General features: G+C 37.0%; 22 protein-coding genes. All 22 read left to right on the top strand.

Annotation, left to right across the window (positions count from 1 at the left end; all coding sequences use genetic code 11):
* Positions 1-5 precede the first annotated feature (5 nt).
* The 22 genes from LKW28_RS10990 (at position 6) to LKW28_RS10885 (ending at position 19,476) form a co-directional block, all read left to right on the top strand.
* Positions 6-377 carry a TIGR02530 family flagellar biosynthesis protein gene (locus tag LKW28_RS10990; protein ID WP_229140415.1) on the top strand — a complete coding sequence of 124 codons (372 nt, stop codon included), beginning with the start codon at positions 6-8 and terminating at the stop codon, positions 375-377.
* A gap of 84 nt (positions 378-461) precedes the next feature.
* A complete protein-coding gene (locus LKW28_RS10985; protein ID WP_229140414.1) occupies positions 462-1,400 on the top strand; it encodes a flagellar basal-body rod protein FlgG in 939 nt (312 codons plus the stop codon).
* A 41-nt stretch (positions 1,401-1,441) separates the two neighbouring features.
* Positions 1,442-1,636, top strand: a complete 195-nt coding sequence (locus tag LKW28_RS10980; RefSeq protein ID WP_229140413.1) for a flagellar FlbD family protein — start codon at positions 1,442-1,444, stop codon at positions 1,634-1,636.
* Positions 1,637-1,657: 21 nt separating this feature from the next.
* Positions 1,658-2,083: a flagellar basal body-associated protein FliL gene (gene fliL, locus LKW28_RS10975; protein WP_229140412.1), complete on the top strand. Its 426-nt coding sequence runs from the start codon at positions 1,658-1,660 to the stop codon at positions 2,081-2,083.
* A gap of 198 nt (positions 2,084-2,281) precedes the next feature.
* The gene (gene fliM, locus LKW28_RS10970; RefSeq protein WP_229140411.1) at positions 2,282-3,283 is read left to right on the top strand and encodes a flagellar motor switch protein FliM; all 1,002 of its coding nucleotides are present in this window, start codon (positions 2,282-2,284) and stop codon (positions 3,281-3,283) included.
* Positions 3,276-4,496, top strand: a complete 1,221-nt coding sequence (gene fliY, locus LKW28_RS10965) for a flagellar motor switch phosphatase FliY (protein ID WP_229140410.1) — start codon at positions 3,276-3,278, stop codon at positions 4,494-4,496. Before fliM ends, fliY begins: the two co-directional genes overlap by 8 nt.
* A 17-nt stretch (positions 4,497-4,513) precedes the next feature.
* On the top strand, positions 4,514-4,876 hold the full coding sequence (locus LKW28_RS10960) for a response regulator (RefSeq protein WP_229140409.1): 363 nt from the start codon (positions 4,514-4,516) through the stop codon (positions 4,874-4,876).
* Positions 4,877-4,900: 24 nt separating this feature from the next.
* Positions 4,901-5,548: a flagellar biosynthetic protein FliO gene (gene fliO, locus LKW28_RS10955; protein WP_229140408.1), complete on the top strand. Its 648-nt coding sequence runs from the start codon at positions 4,901-4,903 to the stop codon at positions 5,546-5,548.
* On the top strand, positions 5,545-6,210 hold the full coding sequence (gene fliP, locus LKW28_RS10950) for a flagellar type III secretion system pore protein FliP (protein ID WP_229140407.1): 666 nt from the start codon (positions 5,545-5,547) through the stop codon (positions 6,208-6,210). Before fliO ends, fliP begins: the two co-directional genes overlap by 4 nt.
* 17 nt (positions 6,211-6,227) lie before the next feature.
* Positions 6,228-6,497, top strand: coding sequence for a flagellar biosynthesis protein FliQ (fliQ, locus tag LKW28_RS10945; protein WP_229140406.1), 270 nt, complete (start codon positions 6,228-6,230; stop codon positions 6,495-6,497).
* Between the two features lie 4 nt (positions 6,498-6,501).
* On the top strand, positions 6,502-7,278 hold the full coding sequence (gene fliR, locus LKW28_RS10940) for a flagellar biosynthetic protein FliR (protein ID WP_229140405.1): 777 nt from the start codon (positions 6,502-6,504) through the stop codon (positions 7,276-7,278).
* On the top strand, positions 7,279-8,361 hold the full coding sequence (flhB, locus tag LKW28_RS10935; protein ID WP_229140404.1) for a flagellar biosynthesis protein FlhB: 1,083 nt from the start codon (positions 7,279-7,281) through the stop codon (positions 8,359-8,361).
* A 68-nt stretch (positions 8,362-8,429) separates the two neighbouring features.
* Positions 8,430-10,466 carry a flagellar biosynthesis protein FlhA gene (flhA, locus tag LKW28_RS10930; protein WP_229140403.1) on the top strand — a complete coding sequence of 679 codons (2,037 nt, stop codon included), beginning with the start codon at positions 8,430-8,432 and terminating at the stop codon, positions 10,464-10,466.
* Positions 10,463-11,635, top strand: coding sequence for a flagellar biosynthesis protein FlhF (gene flhF, locus LKW28_RS10925; RefSeq protein ID WP_229140402.1), 1,173 nt, complete (start codon positions 10,463-10,465; stop codon positions 11,633-11,635). The genes flhA and flhF overlap by 4 nt, the downstream gene beginning before the upstream one ends.
* The gene (locus LKW28_RS10920; RefSeq protein ID WP_229140401.1) at positions 11,632-12,507 is read left to right on the top strand and encodes a MinD/ParA family protein; all 876 of its coding nucleotides are present in this window, start codon (positions 11,632-11,634) and stop codon (positions 12,505-12,507) included. Before flhF ends, LKW28_RS10920 begins: the two co-directional genes overlap by 4 nt.
* A 10-nt stretch (positions 12,508-12,517) precedes the next feature.
* Positions 12,518-13,582 carry a protein-glutamate methylesterase/protein-glutamine glutaminase gene (locus tag LKW28_RS10915; protein ID WP_229140400.1) on the top strand — a complete coding sequence of 355 codons (1,065 nt, stop codon included), beginning with the start codon at positions 12,518-12,520 and terminating at the stop codon, positions 13,580-13,582.
* Between the two features lie 18 nt (positions 13,583-13,600).
* Complete coding sequence (locus tag LKW28_RS10910; RefSeq protein WP_229140399.1) at positions 13,601-15,646, top strand: chemotaxis protein CheA; 2,046 nt, start codon at positions 13,601-13,603, stop codon at positions 15,644-15,646.
* Between the two features lie 27 nt (positions 15,647-15,673).
* Entirely contained in the window at positions 15,674-16,135 is a 462-nt protein-coding gene (locus LKW28_RS10905; protein WP_229140398.1) for a chemotaxis protein CheW, read from the top strand.
* Between the two features lie 5 nt (positions 16,136-16,140).
* Positions 16,141-16,782 (top strand): chemotaxis protein CheC, encoded by a 642-nt coding sequence (locus LKW28_RS10900; RefSeq protein ID WP_229140397.1) that lies wholly within the window; start codon positions 16,141-16,143, stop codon positions 16,780-16,782.
* Positions 16,775-17,272, top strand: coding sequence for a chemotaxis protein CheD (locus tag LKW28_RS10895; RefSeq protein WP_267497977.1), 498 nt, complete (start codon positions 16,775-16,777; stop codon positions 17,270-17,272). Before LKW28_RS10900 ends, LKW28_RS10895 begins: the two co-directional genes overlap by 8 nt.
* Positions 17,273-17,315: 43 nt before the next feature.
* The gene (locus LKW28_RS10890) at positions 17,316-18,083 is read left to right on the top strand and encodes a FliA/WhiG family RNA polymerase sigma factor (RefSeq protein WP_229140396.1); all 768 of its coding nucleotides are present in this window, start codon (positions 17,316-17,318) and stop codon (positions 18,081-18,083) included.
* Between the two features lie 28 nt (positions 18,084-18,111).
* Positions 18,112-19,476, top strand: a complete 1,365-nt coding sequence (locus LKW28_RS10885; RefSeq protein WP_229140395.1) for a DUF342 domain-containing protein — start codon at positions 18,112-18,114, stop codon at positions 19,474-19,476.
* Positions 19,477-19,483 lie beyond the last annotated feature (7 nt).

Genomic DNA, 19,483 nt, shown 5'->3' with positions numbered 1-19,483 from the left:
GAAACATGGACCATCGAATTTTACAAATACAAAATCATCCATTATCACTGCAAACCAAAAATAAAGTTCAGCATACTGAGCAGCCTAAAGTTTCATTTAAGGAAGCCTTGGAAAAAGAGGCAAACTTGGTTATCAGTAAACATGCACAAAAGCGCTTGGACGAAAGAAATATTAGTATTCAAGATTCTAAATGGAAACAAATACAAATGAAGATTTCAGAAGCTAAGACGAAAGGAATTCGCGATTCATTAGTTGTTACGAATAATGCTGCATTAATTGTAAATGTCCCAAACAACACGGTCATTACGGCAATGAATCGAGAAGAAGCAAGCTCACAGATATTTACGAATATTAATGGAACTATTATTTTAGATTAATTAATAAATACAGGCTGGACCTTAACAGGAAGCCAAGGTGTGCGGACTGACAGAAGCCACCTACATTCGGAAGGGGAAAATGAAATGTTACGTTCAATGTACTCAGGAATTAGTGGAATGAAAAACTTTCAAACGAAGCTCGATGTGATCGGAAATAATATCGCAAACGTAAATACGTATGGATTTAAGAAGGGTAGAACAGTCTTTAGTGACATCATGAGCCAAACAATTAACGGTGCAACTGCTCCTGGACAAACGCTAGGTGGTGTGAACCCGAAACAGGTTGGATTAGGTTCATCTTTGGCGGCTATTGATACAATCCATAACAGCGGGAGCACACAAACGACTGGTAGAATTCTAGACTTAGCGATTGCCGGCGACGGATTTTTCCAAGTAGCGCCATTAGGGGAAGATCCAATGTACACAAGAGCTGGTAACTTCTATATGGATCAGAATGGTTATTTAGTAACAAGTGGGGGTATGTATGTTGTTGGCTTTGCTGCTAATGAATTAGGTGATCATGATGGTGATGCAAATACCCCAGACGGGCTAATTAGTCCAGTGCAAACAGATATTATACCTAATGATTTTGATTTTACAACTACTCCACCTACTTACACAGGTGGGGCAACTCCAACTCCAGAATATAAACCAATCCAAATACCTACTGATGCAAAAAGCATGAGTATCGGACAAGACGGATCGGTTACTTATGTGGATGTAAATGGAACTTTACGCTGGGGTGGTCAACTAGTATTAGCGAAATTTCCGAATTCAGGTGGTTTAGAGAAAGTGGGAGGTAACCTTTTTCAACGAACATCGAATTCAGGAGATCCAGTAATCAATTTTGCGGGAGCATCCGGACTTGGTTCAATCGAATCTGGTGCACTTGAAATGTCAAACGTTGACCTTTCCGAAGAATTTACGGAAATGATCGTAGCACAACGTGGATTCCAAGCAAATACACGTATCATCACAACTTCTGATGAAATCCTACAGGAGCTTGTAAACCTGAAACGTTAAGGGGGTAAGAGGTTTAGTAATTAGCTAAACCTCGATATAACTTGATTACTTTAACGAAATTAGATGATAAAAAATTCACTTTAAATGCAATATATATTGAGCAGGTTGAATCCTTTCCAGATACAACAATTACATTATCGAATGGTAAAAAACTTGTTGTGAAGGAAACAGAAGAGGATGTACACGTGAAGGTTCTTGAATTTTATCAAAAAATAAACGTACTCGGCCTTCGTTAATGCTTGGGGGGAAATAGTGCTATGAAAAATAAGCTGCTTGTGATAATGGTCATCATTTTAAGTACAATAACTTTAGTCGGTACCACTGCTTTTGTTATTTTAACAAAGGTAACTGCAAGTGATAGTGAAAAGGAACCTTCTATTGACCAAGTACTAAAAGCGACCGTTGAGATTCCTGAAATCACAACAAAACTACTTAGTGATGACTATATTCGTATTTCCTTTAGCATACAGACAGATGGTAAAAAAGGGAAAGAGGAATTAGAAAAACGCGGGTTCCAGGTGAGCAATATCATTATTAAAGAGCTTTCCAATATGTCATCTGAGGAATTCAAAGGTGAAGAGGGAATTATAAATCTTGAAAATAGATTAAAGGATCGAATCAATGAATTAATGCAAGATGGAGCTGTCGTGAAAGTCTATGCGACATCCTTTCTTCCGCAGTAACACAATAGAATGATAAGTACTTAAGAATGAGAGTTCAAAGGAGGTTGAAAAGGACCGAGAATTTCAAGGCGGCGCAGTTTTGAGTAGCGGAGCGTATGCACTTAATACGTGAGCAACGGAAAAACAAGACAACGAAGAAATTCGATGTGTCATTTTCGGCCGATTTTTGAACATCCTCTAAAGAGCGGAGGTGGAACCTTGCCTGGTGAAATATTATCCCAAAGCGAAATAGATGCCTTGCTTTCAGCTCTTTCGACTGGTGAAATGAATCCAGAAGAACTAAAAAGAGAAGAAAGTGAACGACGTGTAAAAGTTTACGATTTTAAAAGGGCCCTTCGTTTCTCGAAGGATCAAATTCGAAGTATTACTCGGATCCATGAAAACTTTGCACGATTATTAACAACCTACTTTTCAGCTCAGCTTCGAACATATGTGCAAATCACAGTTGGGACAGCAGACCAAGTGCCTTATGAGGAATTTATTCGCTCCATTCCAAATATGACGATTTTGAATGTGTTTGAAATGCCTCCTTTGGAAGGCAGTATTATCTTGGAGGTAAACCCAAATATTGCCTATGCCATGCTTGATCGGATGCTTGGGGGAAAAGGAACCGGCATAAATAAAATAGAAAATTTAACCGAGATTGAAACAAAAATCATGAGTAATATGTTTGAAAAAGCGTTTGAACAGGCTAGGGAAGCATGGGCTAATTTGGTTGAAGTTGATCCAATTTTAACCGAATTTGAGGTGAATCCGCAGTTCCTTCAAATGGTCTCTCCAAATGAAACTGTGGTCGTCATTTCACTTAATACGCAAATTGGTGAAACAAGCGGAATGATTAATATTTGTATTCCACATGTATTCCTTGAGCCAATTATACCTAAATTATCAGCACATTACTGGATGCAATCAAAACCTAAAAAAGAGCGGAATCATGAAGAGCTTTCTTTTATTCAAAACAATCTAAAGGATACAAAACTTCCGCTTGTTGCGGAATTAGGCACAGCAAATATCGCAATCCAAGAATTCCTGTTATTAGATGTTGGGGATACTATACAACTTGATAAAATGATCCAACATCCAATTGAGCTTAAGGTGGAAGGGATTCCGAAATTTTATGCTCAGGTAGGAAAGGTTAATAAGAAACAAGCCGTACAAATCTTAGAGGAGATTAAAGGGGGGGACAGTGAAGATGAATAACGGAAATATGCTATCACAAGACGAAATTGATGCATTATTAAGAGGTACAGCAGACTTAGACAACAGAGAACCGGTACCAAATAATAAACCCCTTGTAGAAGATTTTTTATCTTTAATGGAACAGGATGCGCTTGGAGAGATTGGGAACATCTCTTTTGGAAGTTCGGCTACTGCACTTTCCACATTACTTAATCAAAAAGTTGAAATTACGACACCAAATGTTTCCCTTGTTCTAAGCTCGGAACTAGCTGATGAGTTTCCGCACCCATATGTGGCAATCTATGTTGACTATACAGCTGGTTTTACAGGAACGAATCTTTTAGTAATTAAACAAAGTGATGCAGCGATCATTGCTGATTTGATGTTAGGTGGAAATGGTCTTGCTGCACCGGAAAGCTTAGGGGAACTACAATTGAGTGCTGTTCAAGAGGCAATGAATCAAATGATGGGTTCTGCTGCAACTTCTATGTCAACTGTTTTTAGTAAGAAAATTGATATTTCTCCACCAAGTATTGACATACTTGATATTAAGCAAGGTGAAGGAGCTGAGAAGCTTCCTGCCGATGATATGTTAGTGAAAATATCATTTCGTTTAACAATTGGTGATTTAATTGATTCTACTATTATGCAGTTAGTTCCAGTTGGTTTTGCAAAAGACCTAGTTGCAGAGCTGCTCTCCCCTCAGTCGGAAAATACAGCGACTGCAATGGAGATTCCTGCCCAACAGGAAGCTGTTATGATGCAAGACCAGCAATCCAGCTATACATTGCCGTATGTTGAACAACAAATGGAAACATCATTTCAAACGACACAGCGGTATCATCAACCTGAAATTACACAAACAGCGACAACCGGCAGTCCACAGCATCTTGGTGGCACTCATGCAAAACAGCCAGAAATTCAACCTGCTGTTTTTTCAGAGTTTGAATCTGTGCATTTACAGGAAGCTGAATCTAGAAACCTTAATATGTTATTAGATATTCCTCTTCAAGTTACGGTGGAATTAGGTAGGACAAAACGCTCTATTAAAGAGATTCTTGAATTGTCAGCGGGTTCTATAATTGAGTTAGACAAGCTTGCAGGTGAGCCAGTTGATGTGTTAGTTAACGGAAAACTCATCGCGCAAGGTGAGGTAGTTGTAATTGAAGAAAACTTTGGTGTCAGAATTACCGATATCATCAGCCAAAGTGATCGAATTAAAAAATTGAATTAATGTAGGGGGCAATTCAAATGGCACATAAAATTCTTATTGTAGATGATGCGGCATTTATGAGAATGATGATTAAGGACATTCTAACTAAAAATGGTTATGAGGTTGTTGCCGAAGCAGCAGATGGATCACAGGCAGTTGATAAATATAAAGAACACCGGCCTGATCTTGTAACAATGGATATTACGATGCCTGAGATGGATGGGATCACAGCTTTAAAAGAAATTAAAAAAGTCAATCCAAATGCAAAGGTCATTATGTGTTCAGCAATGGGACAGCAAGCGATGGTAATTGATGCAATTCAAGCGGGAGCTAAGGATTTTATTGTTAAGCCATTTCAAGCAGACCGCGTAATTGAAGCAATCAGTAAAACCTTAAGCTAATCAATCAGGAGAGTGGCAACAATAGTGAGACAAATAAAAAAAGTTTTTTTAGCACTGATTTTCTTTCATGCCTTGCTTGTCACTTTCCCAGTTCAAGCCCAAGAAGGTCATGTCGATAAAAGTGTTAGTGATGGATTTCTAAATCAAAATGATCAAACCAATGATAATGTAGATACTAACCCTATTGAAAATCAGCAGCCTGCCAATGAATTAACAGCTGGCGATTTTTTCAAAATGATTTTTACAACATTATTTGTTATTGCACTTATTTATTTTTTATTAAAATTTGTTAATAAAAGAAATCGTATGTTTAATCAGCAAAGGTTCATTGAAAACCTTGGGGGTACTAGTTTAGGAACAAACCGTTCTATTCAAATTGTAAAGGTTGGAGAGCGGATCCTAGTCGTAGGTGTTGGCGATTCCATTCAGCTCCTTAAGGAAATCGAAGATACAGAAGAAATTAATGAAATACTCACACAACATAATTCGTCATTGGAATCCATGATTCAACCTAAAGATCTCATTAACCGTTTTCTTGATAAAAGAAAAGTAGCGAAGGATTCAGACCAGTCTCTTTTTTCCTCAATGCTGCAAAAACAATTATCAGAGCTAAAACAAGGGAGAAAGAAAATTGTCGAGCAACTTGAAAATAAGGAGTCTAGCAAAGAATGAATGAGTTTATGGAACTGTTTAATACTAGCGCCCCTGAAAATGTTTCGACATCGGTTAAGCTCCTTCTTCTTCTAACCGTTCTTTCAGTAGGACCTGGTATTTTGATCTTGATGACGAGCTTTACAAGAATTATTGTTGTACTTTCTTTTGTTAGGACTTCCTTAGGAACACAACAAATGCCGCCAAATCAGGTTATGATTGGACTTGCATTGTTTTTAACATTTTTTGTGATGGCACCAACTTTTAGTGAAGTGAATGATCAAGCTTTAACGCCATTGTTTAATGAGGAAATTAATTTAGAGGAAGCCTATTCCCGTGCAGCTGTACCGTTTAAGGAGTTTATGAGTGTACATACTCGGCAAAAGGATCTGGAATTGTTTTTAAATTACTCTGGAGCAGATAGACCAGAAAGCATTCAAGACATTCCATTAACAGCATTAGTTCCGGCCTTTGCGATAAGTGAACTTAAGACAGCATTTCAAATTGGGTTTATGATTTTTATCCCGTTCCTTGTGATCGATATGGTTGTAGCGAGTATCTTAATGTCAATGGGGATGATGATGCTTCCGCCGGTTATGATTTCCTTGCCATTTAAAATACTCTTATTTGTTCTTGTGGACGGATGGTATTTAATCGTTAAATCCTTATTACAGTCCTTCTAAAAAAGTAGGTGAACAGTGTGAATCCTGAGGTAGTCATTTCATTGGCAGAAAAAGGTGTATATACGACTTTAATGGTATGTGGTCCGTTATTATTGGTTGCCCTTGTCGTTGGGCTAATCGTGAGTGTATTCCAGGCGACCACACAGATTCAGGAGCAAACATTGGCTTTTATTCCAAAAATCATCGCTGTCCTTGTTGGTTTGGTGTTCTTTGGGCCATGGATGCTTTCAAAGATGCTTGCGTATACACATGATATTTTTAGTAATTTAACGAGATTTGTAGGTTGAAAAAATGACAGAGGTTTATACCTATTTTCCTGCATTTTTACTTGTTTTAGTTAGAGTAACAAGCTTCTTTGTAACGATGCCGTTGTTTTCCTATCGAACGCTTCCTGCTTCACATCGGATTGGAATTGCTTTTTTAATTTCTTGGATCATGTTCCTGTCAATGGAAAAACCGATTCTCCAAATTGATGGCTATTTTATCATGTTGATTTTAAAAGAAGCGATGGTTGGTCTTCTTATTGGATTAATTGCTTATATGATTTTTGCGGCAATCCAAATTGCCGGTGGATTTATTGATTTTCAAATGGGGTTTGCTATCGCGAATGTAATCGATCCTCAAACAGGAGCGCAAAGTCCTTTAATGGGGCAATACTTATATACATTTGCCCTTCTTTTTTTACTAGCGATCAATGGCCACCATTTATTATTAGATGGGATTTTTTATAGCTATGATTTCATTCCAATGGAGCAAGCAACACTTCCCTTTGGCGATGAAAATGTTCTGGATTTTGTTATTAAGGCATTTAGCACAATGTTTATTATTGCATTCCAAATGTCAATGCCAGTCGTGGGGGCATTGTTTTTGGTGGATATTGCCTTAGGAATTGTCGCTAGAACAGTGCCGCAGTTAAATGTATTTGTAGTTGGTCTACCATTAAAAATAGGGGTTAGTTTCGTTGTAATGTTCATCGCCATGTCGATGATCTTTATGCTTGTCGGGAAACTTGTAGAGAATATGTTATATACGATGAGGGGATTAATGCAACTTTTAGGGGGAAGCTAGATGTATTTTGTTCGTCTTAACCTACAATTTTTTGCAGGTGAAAAAACAGAAAAAGCCACTCCTAAAAAACGTCAAGAAACAAGGAAAAAAGGACAGGTTGCAAAGAGTGCAGATGTTAACACAGCAATCTTATTGTTATCGATCTTCTTTACACTCATGGTTTTTGGAGGCTTTATTTTTAATCGATTATTAACGTTTCTAAAACATTCATTTCTTGATTATTTAACAATTACTCCAACTGAACAGAGTGTACAGGAAATTTTTATCGAGTTATCATTAGAAGCTGCGATTATCTTAGCACCGATCATGATTGTTGCACTTATCGCTGGGATAGCAGCAAACCTAATGCAGGTTGGTTTTTTATTTTCAGCTGAAGCTATTCAGATGAAATTAAATAAGCTTGACCCAATCCAAGGATTTAAGCGAATTTATTCGATACGTGCGCTTGTTGAGATGATAAAATCTATCTTAAAAATAGTCATTGTAGGTGGTGTGACATTTGCGATTCTCTGGTTTCGTTTGGAAGATATTTTATCTCTATCCCAGAAAACTGTTGGGGCAGCGCTGATTGTGTTAGCAAAACTAACTGTTCAGATGGGGTTGTTTGCAGGTGGGGCACTATTATTCTTATCATTCCTTGATTATCTCTATCAACGCTTTGATTATGAAAAAAATATAAGAATGTCAAAACAGGATATTAAGGATGAATATAAAAAGACAGAAGGAGACCCACTAATCAAATCTAAAATAAAGCAGAAACAACGTGAAATGGCAATGAGTCGTATGATGCAAGAAGTACCAAAGGCCGATGTAATTATTACCAACCCAACTCATTATGCGGTTGCGCTCAAATATGATGAGTCAAAAATGGATGCGCCATTTGTTGTCGCAAAGGGTGTAGATTTTATTGCCGGAAGGATTAAGGAAATTGCCAAAGAGCATGAAATTACAACGATTGAAAACAGACCGCTTGCAAGGGCTCTTTTTGCTGGGGCAGAGATCGGGGATGCCATTCCCGAGGAATATTTTAAAGCAGTAGCTGAAATTCTTGCCTATGTGTACCGCCTAAAAGAGAAGGTTTAACCAATTTTTAAAAGATTACCCAGTTATCACCATCACTTTTGCTTTTTTGACTTAAAGGAGAGAAAACAATGCGAGCAAGAGATTTATCCGTTTTATTAAGTGTCATCTTAATTGTTGCGATGCTTATTATTCCATTTCCATCTTGGATGCTTAGTATCCTCATTATCATTAATATTTCTCTTGCATTGTTGGTCCTTTTAACTTCAATGAATATGCAGGAACCACTTCAATTTTCAATCTTTCCATCTTTATTACTTCTTCTTACTCTATTTAGATTAGGCTTAAATGTTTCAACAACAAGGTCGATTCTGTCAACAGGGGATGCCGGTGGAGTTGTTCATACCTTTGGTACCTTCGTTGTCGGCGGAAATATTTTGGTTGGATTCGTTGTCTTTCTAATCCTCGTTGTTATTCAATTTATCGTTATTACAAAAGGTTCTGAGCGTGTCTCTGAAGTTGCCGCACGTTTTACACTAGATGCAATGCCAGGAAAGCAAATGAGTATCGATGCTGATTTGAATGCTGGGATGATTTCTGATACTGAAGCACGCACCCGCCGTGACAAAGTAAGTAGAGAAGCCGACTTTTACGGAGCAATGGACGGGGCGAGTAAATTCGTAAAAGGAGATGCGATTGCTGGTATTATCATTGTTCTTATCAACTTAATTTTTGGCTTCATTATTGGAATGACACAGCATGGACTAGGCTTTCAAGAATCTCTGTCAAAGTTTACATTATTAACAATTGGGGATGGACTCGTGAGTCAAATTCCCGCATTATTAATTTCTACCGCAACTGGGATTGTTGTTACTCGTGCTGCATCAGAAGGGAATTTAGGAGCGGATATAACAAAGCAATTATTTGCTTATCCTAAAATGCTATATGTGACGGCAGGTACAATTTTCCTATTAGGTTTATTTACACCGATTCATGATTTATTAACCATATCTATTTCAAGTTTTTTAGCTCTTGGTGGATTTATGATTTCAAAAGGTAAGGACCAGGAGATACAGTTAGAACCAGATACGGAAGAAGAAGTGCAAGTTGAGGATCTGAAAAGTCCTGAAAGTGTTGTTAATTTATTAAATGTTGATCCGATCGAGTTTGAGTTTGGATACGGTTTGATTCCGTTGGCTGACACAAATCAAGGTGGAGATATTTTAGACCGAATCGTCATGATCAGAAGACAATTAGCGATTGAATTAGGTTTAGTCATACCAGTCGTTAGGATAAGGGATAATATTCAATTACAGCCTAATGAGTACCGCTTGAAAATAAAAGGCAGTGAAATGGCAAGAGGCGAACTGTTGCTTGACCATTTCTTGGCGATGAGCCCTGGCTATGATGATAATTCGATTGATGGAATTGATACCATAGAGCCATCATTTGGATTGCCAGCAAAGTGGATTTCAGAAGATATGAAGGACCAGGCAGAAATGCAGGGATATACAGTAGTTGATCCTCCATCGGTTGTATCCACACATATTACGGAAGTCATTAGAAGAAATGCTTTTGAATTACTTGGAAGACAAGAAACGAAGCAATTAATTGATCATTTAAAAGAATCATACCCAATTTTAGTGGATGAAGTTACACCAAATCCACTTTCAGTTGGTGATGTTCAGAAGGTATTAGCAAAATTATTAAAGGAAAATGTTTCAATTCGAAACTTACCGATTATTTTCGAAACCTTAGCTGATTTTGGCCGAATGACCACCGATACTGATTTATTAACAGAATATGTAAGACAAGCCCTTGCTAGGCAGATAACAAATCAATACATTGTCCAAGGAGAAACAATGAAGGTTGTGACCCTCTCTGGTAGGGTTGAAAAGTTCGTTGCAGATGGTGTTCAACAAACAGAGCATGGAAACTATTTATCAATCGACCCAAGTGTGTCCGGGTCCATCATTGAATCCATTGCCAAACAAATCGAAACGGTTAGCATCCAAGAGCAGACTCCGATTTTATTATGCTCACCTGCTGTCAGAATGTATGTAAGACAATTAATTGAACGATATTTTCCGCAGGTTCCTGTCCTTTCCTATAATGAGCTTGAGGCAAATGTGGAAGTTCAAAGTGTTGGGGTGGTGAATGTAGATTGAAGGTGAAAAAGTACATTGCGCCTTCCATGCCGGAAGCGATGAAAATGATCCGTTCCGAATTAGGTAGTGAAGCAGTAATATTAAATTCAAAAATTGTTCAAACACAAGGTTTTTTCGGTCTTTTTCGGAAAAAGAATTTTGAAGTAATTGCGGCTATTGATCCAGAGATTCCAAGAAAGCAAATGTTGCAGCCTAAAGAAAAGGAACGAAAAGTACCTGTAACCGACAACCCAATCGTGCAATCTAAACCGGTGGTTAGTGAGCCCATTACAAAATATGAAGCAAAGGAGTCTCATGATCCTTCTCCAGAACTACTAAAAGAAATTAATGAGCTAAAAGCTGCTGTGAAGGAAATATCCTCTGATATTAACCCATATACGGGACCCCTTCAGGAAATAAATCAATTACTTCAACAACAAGAAGTTGAAGCGTCGGTTCGAAAAGAAATCATGTCGAGACTAATGGAAAAATGGTACCTTACATCCGAAAAAGCTTCATTTGAAGACATAAAAAATTGGACTAAGGAATGTATTATTTCAAAAATTTCTAACGTTAATTACGGTGGTTTAACCTATCAAAAAAAATATATAAATGTGGTTGGACCGACTGGTGTTGGTAAAACAACAACCATTGCAAAAATAGCTGCAGATTGTATGTTAAAGGATAAAAAAAGGATTGCTTTTATTACAACCGATACATTTCGGATTGCCGCCATTGAGCAATTAAAAACGTACGCGAAAATCTTAGGTGCACCTGTTGAGGTATGTTATTCCTTTGAGGACTTTAAAAAGGCAAAGGAAACCTATAAGAATTATGATGTTGTTTTTATTGATACAGCCGGTAGAAACTTCAGGAATGAAAAATATATTGATGATTTAAATGATCTAATTCATTTTTCAAATGATATGGAGACGTTTTTAGTTCTTTCCTTAACCTCAAAAATGAATGACATGAAAATGATTTATAATCAATTTTCCAAAATTACGATCTCTAAATTTATCTTTACAAAAGTGGATGAAACAGCAAACTATGGAGCAATGGTGAATTTAATAGTCGATTCTGGCATTGGTGTTGCATACTTAACAAATGGACAAAATGTGCCAGATGATATTGTCAAAGCTTCACCTTCCTTAATTGCTAATACTACCCTTGGAGTCGATGAATCATGATAGACCAAGCTACAACTCTTCGTAAAAAGCTAGCATCGATGAATGACGAACAAGATCAACCGAAGACAATAGCTGTAATCAGTGGTAAAGGCGGGGTTGGAAAATCTAATCTCTCCCTAAATTTTTCTATTTCTTTATCGCAATTTGGCAAGAAAGTCTTGCTTTTTGATATGGATATCGGGATGGGAAATATTGATATTTTGATGGGAATTACCGCTCACCATACGATTGTTGATTTATTTGAAAATAATCTTACGATTAAAGATTTGCTTATCAAGGGACCTGAAGGAATTGATTATATTGCAGGCGGAAATGGGTTACCAAATCTTTTTAAGCTTGATGAAAAGAAATCAGAGTTTTTGACGGAACAATTGCAAATCGTTCTCAATGATTATGACTACGTTATTTTTGATATGGGTGCAGGAATGACAGAGGAGAATGTAAAATTTCTCATGGCCATGGATGAAATTTTTGTAGTAACTACACCTGAGCCAACGGCAATTACAGATGCATATTCAGCGATGAAATATATCTGTATGTTTGACCAATCTATTCCTTTATACTTACTTGTTAATCGTGCAGAAAATGAAACCGAAGGCATGCAAACCCTTAAAAGATTAAAGCAAGCTGTCTTCCAGTTTCTGGTTAAGGAAGTCATGGTATTGGGTGTTTTACTTGATGACAAAACCGTCCAAAAAGCTGTGAGTCATCAAGAGCCGTTTTTGATATATGCCCCAAAATCCGTAATCAGCAAAAACTTACATGATATTTGCAAAAACTATTTATATAAAAATAACGGACAAAATCACGACAAGAATCAACACACATCCTTTATATCAAAGTTACAGCGTTTTTTCGTACGTGGTAGATAGGAGCTTTGTGATGAAAAAAATTAATGTTCTTATTGTAGACGATTCAGCATTTATGCGGAAACTCATTTCAAATTTCCTTCAGGAAGATTCAAGGATTCATGTTGTTGGCACTGCAAGAAACGGAATCGATGCATTGACTAAAATTAAAGAGCTTAATCCTGATGTCGTAACATTAGATATAGAAATGCCTGAAATGAATGGTATAGAAACATTGCGGCGAATTATGAATGATGCCCCTCGTCCGGTTGTAATGCTTTCAAGTACAACTAAAGAAGGCGCAGAAAACACATTACTTGCGATACAGTATGGTGCAGTTGACTTTATTCAAAAACCATCAGGTCCAATATCCATTGATCTTCATCTTATTAGGAATGAAATTGTGACAAAAGTGCTAAATGCTGGAAAAATTAACGTGGTTAAGCTTAAAAATCCACTAAAAATTCAAGAAACGTTTACAAGAAGAAATGAAGAATATAGTAAAATAGTACTAGAGCCAAATAGAAACTATAAAAAAATAGTGTGTATGGGTACCTCTACTGGGGGACCGAGAGCATTACAACAAGTTCTCCCTGATTTTCCAAAAAATTATCCTGCACCAATTGTTATTGTTCAGCACATGCCAGCGGGATTTACGAAATCGTTAGCTGATAGACTAAATAGTTTATGTGAGATAACGGTTAAAGAAGCTGAGAATGGAGAATTTTTAAATGCTGGAACAGCTTATATCGCTCCTGGTGGCCATCATATGAGAATAAAAAAGATTGGCACCTCATTAGCTGTGAATATTGATGAAGGTGAAAGTCGAAATGGTCATAGGCCATCTGTTGATGTCTTATTTGAATCAATTGGTGAAATTAAAGGGATTCAAAAAATATCCGTTATTATGACCGGAATGGGTACTGATGGATCATATGGACTGAAGAAACTGAAAGAGAGCGGACAAGTTGTTTCCATTGCTGAATCACAAGAAACATCCATCGTTTTTGGTATGCCAAAGTCGGCAATCGAAACACATTTGATTGATAAAGTCGAAAATTTAGAGAATATAGCAGGTACTATACTTAGCCTTACATAAGTAAAGGGGTGTTAGCTGATGGATATGGATCAATATTTAGAAGTGTTTATCGAAGAAAGCAAAGAACATCTTCAGGCTTGTAATGAGCATTTATTAGAATTGGAAAAAGACCCTGAAAATATTTCTATTGTTAATGAAATTTTTCGCTCGGCACATACATTAAAGGGAATGTCAGCGACAATGGGATATGATGATTTGGCAAGTCTCACACATCAAATGGAAAATGTCCTTGATGGTATTCGAAATAATAAAATAAACGTATCTCCATCACTTTTAGATATTGTTTTCAAAGCAGTTGATTATTTGGAGGAAATGATTTTTTCAATTGCAGACGGTGGAGACGGTAAAAAAGATGTTTCAGATGTCGTGTATTTATTGAAGAAAATTGAAAGTGGAGAAGATATTAAGGTTGAAGATACAACTGTCTCAGTAGAGATAATAACAGATGAAAATCATGCGCCGGGTAAAAATACTTACGATGATTTTGAGTTAACAGTTATCCAACAATCAAAGGAACAAGGCTTTAACTGTTATGAAATTACAATTATTCTTAGAGAGGATTGTTTATTAAAAGCCGCTCGTGTATTTATGGTATTTGAGGTCCTTGAACAAGTTGGGGAAATCATTAAATCTATTCCTTCTGTCGATCAATTAGAGGAAGAGTTGTTTCAAAATGAGTTTGCAGTAACACTTGTTTCAACCGAAATGGCTGAAAATGTCAAGAAACGAATTATGAAAGTATCTGAAATCGATAGAGTAATAGTTCAAGAATTCCAACTGGATTCATACAAGAATGAACCACAAGAACAAATTCAAGCAAAAAAGGAAGTTGCCACTACACTTGTTGTTCCAGATGAACAGTCAAAACTTGAAAAGGAAGAAAATCATTCTGCCAAATCAAATAACAAGAATGGTAATCATAAGACAATCAGGGTCAATATTGAACGACTTGATATCCTTATGAATCTATTTGAAGAATTAGTTATTGATAGAGGACGATTAGAGCAAATCTCCAGGGATCTAAATCATTCTGAGCTAAATGAAACGGTTGAAAGAATGTCGCGAATTTCAGGAGATTTACAAAACATAATTTTGACCATGAGAATGGTTCCTGTTGAAACTGTCTTTAATCGTTTTCCACGTATGGTACGCCAGTTGGCGAAAGATCTGCATAAAAAAATAAATCTGCAAATTATTGGAGCGGAAACGGAATTAGATCGTACTGTAATCGATGAAATTGGTGATCCACTTGTACATCTTTTGCGTAATGCCCTTGATCATGGGATTGAAACCCCGACTGTCAGAGTACAAAATGGAAAACACGAAGAAGGTACAGTTATCCTGCGAGCCTATCACAGTGGAAATCATGTTTTCATTGAAATTGAAGATGATGGTGCTGGAATTAGTCGTGAAAAAATCATTCAAAAGGCTATAAACAAAGAAATAATTACAGCGAAATCCGCGGAAACCTTAACGGACAGCCAAGTATTTGACTTTATATTCTCTTCAGGTTTTTCTACCGCTGAAAAGATTTCGGATGTGTCTGGACGTGGTGTTGGGCTGGATGTGGTAAAGAATACAATTGAATCACTAGGCGGCTCAATTACGATTCGTTCTGCGGTTGGAAAAGGCTCTGTATTTTCAATTCAACTACCTTTAACATTATCAATTATATCTGTCATGCTAGTTGAAGTACAAAATGAAAAATATGCAATACCACTTTCCTCGATTATCGAAACAGCAATCATCAAAAAGAGTGAGATCCTTCATGCTCATAATCAAAAGGTTATTGATTTTAGAGGTAAGGTTATACCATTGGTAAATTTAAAGGGAATTTTTGAAGTCCCATCCTCAACCGATGAGGATGAGTACGTTTCTATTGTAATTGTGAAAAAAGCTGATAAATCAGCTGGGCTTATTGTCGATTCTTTCATAGGGCAACAGGAAGTTGTATTGAAATCGCTAGGAAACTATTTATCAAATGTGTTTGCAATTTCTGGAGCAACCATACTAGGTGATGGTCAAGTTGCTTTAATTGTCGATTGTAATGCGTTAATCAAATAAACAATAGTCGGTAAAGGGGGAGAAAAAATGTCTGAACAAGCAACAATGTTAAAAGTAATTGTATTTTCACTTCAAGATGAAGAATACGGAATTCCGGTTTCTCAAGTGCGGTCCATTGAAAAAGTACAGCATATAACCCGTGTTCCAAGAACAGCATCATTTGTTAAGGGTGTAATTAATCTAAGAGGGGTCGTTACTCCGATTATTGATTTAAGAACACGCTTTGGAATGGATGAAACAGAATATACGGACAGTTCAAGGATCATTATTGTAGCGACAGAAGATGTAGAGGTCGGATTAATTGTCGATACGGCAAATGATGTTATGGATATTCCAGTTGATGCAATAGAGCCACCACCAGAGATTGTCGGTAGTGTTGAAGTGGAATACTTAGAAGGAGTAGCAAAACTAGAGAAAAGACTGCTCATCTTACTAAATCTAGAAAAAGTTCTTAATCCAAGGTTAGTAATGGATAAGATGGAAGGGTAATTGTTATGTCATTTTTCGGGCGTATTAATTCCACACATTTAGATATTTTAAAAGAGATTGGAAATATTGGAGCTGGACATTCAGCTACGGCTTTGTCGAAACTTCTAAATCGAAAAATTGATATGAAAGTTCCGAATGTGAGAATCGTTTCATTTGACGAAATGATGGAGTTTGCTGGAGGTGCTGAAAATATTGTTGCCGGTATTTTCCTAAGGATTGAAGGAGACCTAACTGGAAATATGTTCTTTATTTTGCAGCTCCCACAAGCAACAAAATTAATACAGGATTTAATTTTTGATAAAAGCTTCTCATTTGAGAGTGACTCCCAAAATGAAATGGGGATATCAGCTTTTCAGGAAGTTGGAAATATTTTGTCAGGCTCTTATCTCACATCATTATCAGATTTTACACAGTTAAATTTGTATCCCTCTGTGCCCGGCTTTTCAATAGATATGGTGGGTGCAATTATCGGTTATGGCTTAATAGAACTTTCGCAGGAAAGTGATTTTGCAATAGTCATTGAAACAGAAATTAATGAAAATGAAAATCCTACTAACAACAATATAAATGGGCAGTTTTTGCTGTTGCCGGATCCTGATTCATTTGAAAAAATATTCGCTGCTTTGGGAGTTCAAATAGATGATTGAGTCGTCACAAGTCATTAAGGTTGGGATAGCTGACATGAATGTCATTACTGCACCAGACTTAATCCGAACATCTGGATTAGGTTCCTGCGTTGGAGTTGTCATTTATGACCAGGCAAAAAAGGTAGCAGGACTAGCCCATATCATGCTGCCAAACTCGGCATTGACAAAAGCGGAAAACATGAATATTGCCAAATATGCCGATACTGCAATAGAAGAACTTATTCATAAAATTATTAAAATCGGCGGCCGTGCAATAAGCTTAAAAGCCAAAATTGCAGGCGGAGCCCAAATGTTTCAATTTCAATCCGGCAGTGATATTATGAGAATTGGCCCGCGGAATGTTGAGGCGGTTGAAGCAGAGCTTAAGCGCTTTAATATCATACTTGTTGCATCAGATGTTGGCGGAAGCAATGGTCGAACAATCGAATTTGACCCGGTGACAACGATTTTAAAAATCCGCACAGTCAATAAAGGAATTAAAGAGATATAAAAGAGTAAAAAATATCAAAAAGTAAACGTAAAGGAGGAGCAGAATGACCAGGTTATCATCGGCAGATCATCAGGAATATTGGCAGAAATGGACCGACTCAAGAGACGTAGAGGCAGGGGATGCCCTAGTTAGAACATACATGCCACTGGTTTCATACCATGTACAACGCATCTCAGTCACGTTGCCGAAAAGCGTGAACAAAGATGAGTTAAAAAGTCTCGGGATGGTTGGTCTGTATGATGCTCTGGAAAAATTCGATCCTTCCCGTGACTTAAAGTTCGATACATATGCCTCCTTTCGAATTCGAGGAGCGATATTAGATGGCCTTAGAAAGGAAGACTGGTTACCTAGAAGCTCAAGAGAAAAAACAAAAAAAGTGGAAGCTGCTATCGAAAAACTTGAACAAAAACTAATGCGAAACGTGTCAATTTCAGAAATCGCTGTTGAAGTTGAGATGAGTGAAGAGGATGTTTATCATACAATGAATGAAGGCTTCTTTGCAAATGTACTTTCTATGGACGACACTCCTCTTGAAGACGATGGCAGTGAAAAATCGCACCTTTCGATAAAGGATGAAAAGACCTTAACACCAGAAGAACATATCATAAAAAAAGAAGTACTCAATCAATTAATCGATGTCATCCAACAATTAAATGAAAAAGAGCAGTTAATCATTAGTTTATTTTATAAAGAAGAGCTTACATTAACTGAAATTGGACAGGTTATGGGTTTGTCTACATCAAGAATATCACAAATTCACTCAAAAGCCCTCTATAAGCTGAAGGCTATTTTACAAAAGCACATTCATTAAAATTGTTCATTCAAAAGGCGGGAGGACTGTGGCTGAAATCGAACTTCTAATATCCAAAGATAAATTAACTGTTCACCTCAACGTCATTAAAGAATCTGCACCTCATAAAATTGAAGAGTCCGACGTTTATTCTTTGCTGTCCAAAAACGGAATTTCGTTTGGAGTAAAGAAAGAAGTCATTTCAAATATGATTGCGGATTTGGATGACATAGCTTTTCCATTATTAATTGCCGAGGGCGAGGCTCCCCAAAAAGGGGAAGACGGTTTTATAAAGCTAGAATCAGTCGAAATAAAACAGGATATTCAATCTAATGAGGTATTTAATTTTCGAAATGTAAGGCAAATACCATCCGTAAAAGCCGGGCATCTTGTGGCGACGATTTATCCAAGCAAGCCTGGAATTCCCGGAAGAAATGTATTAGGACAGCCTATATCAGCTATAAAGGGAAAACCATTTCCGCTAACATTAGGTAAAAACATTGCTGAAACAAATGGGAAGCTCTATGCCACGGCCGACGGACAACTTAGTCTATTGGGAAAAAAGATTAATGTTCTTCCTGTATATGAAGTAAATGGGGACTTAAACCTAAAAATCGGGAATATTGATTTTATTGGGAATGTGACTATTAGAGGGAATGTACCAAGCGACTATGTCGTCAAAGCAGGAGGTGACATTTCGATCTATGGCCTAGTTGAAGGAGCGCAATTAGAGGCAGGGGGCTCCATATATATATCAGGCGGGATTGTCGGGTTTGCAAAAGCATCGATCCATGCCAAAGGAGACATCATTGCATCATATATAAATCAATGCCAAGTATATGCAGGAAAGAATATCGAAGCAAATGGTACAATTTTACATAGTGTCTGCATCGCCGGAGAAAATGTTCAATCCTTGACCGGGAGCATTATTGGTGGACTCATATCAGCTGGCACACATGTTAGGGCTAAGGACATCGGAAATGCATTACATACGAAAACAGAGATTCAAATTGGAACTAATAATAATCTTTTCGAAGAAGAAAAACGGATTCGTAAGGAAATGGATACAATAAAAGCCCAACTTCAAAAAGTTTTACTTATCCTTCAGAAATTAGCAGAAAAATACAAAAGGACATCAACTCTATCAGAAGATGAAATATTACTACTAAAAAGAGATAAACTCACCCAAACCGAACTAACAAAGAAATTAGAGTTACTTGAATCTGAATTAAGCGAACTTTCATCAAAACAGAAGGAAACTGCTGCAAATAATATAGTTGCTATTGGCAATCTGTATCCAAATGTCTATGTACAATTTGGAAAATATAAAAGGATCATAAATCAACTCTTTCACCAAGTTAAAGCGCAACTAGTTAACAATGAGATTTCAATAGACATCTATTCTGAAAATTAAAAATCGG

Source organism: Bacillus sp. REN16, from assembly GCF_020731355.1.
Taxonomy (GTDB): Bacteria; Bacillota; Bacilli; order Bacillales; family Bacillaceae_L; genus Ferdinandcohnia.
Note: the sequence above shows the minus strand (reverse complement) of the source record. Positions and strands in the feature narration are given on the sequence as shown.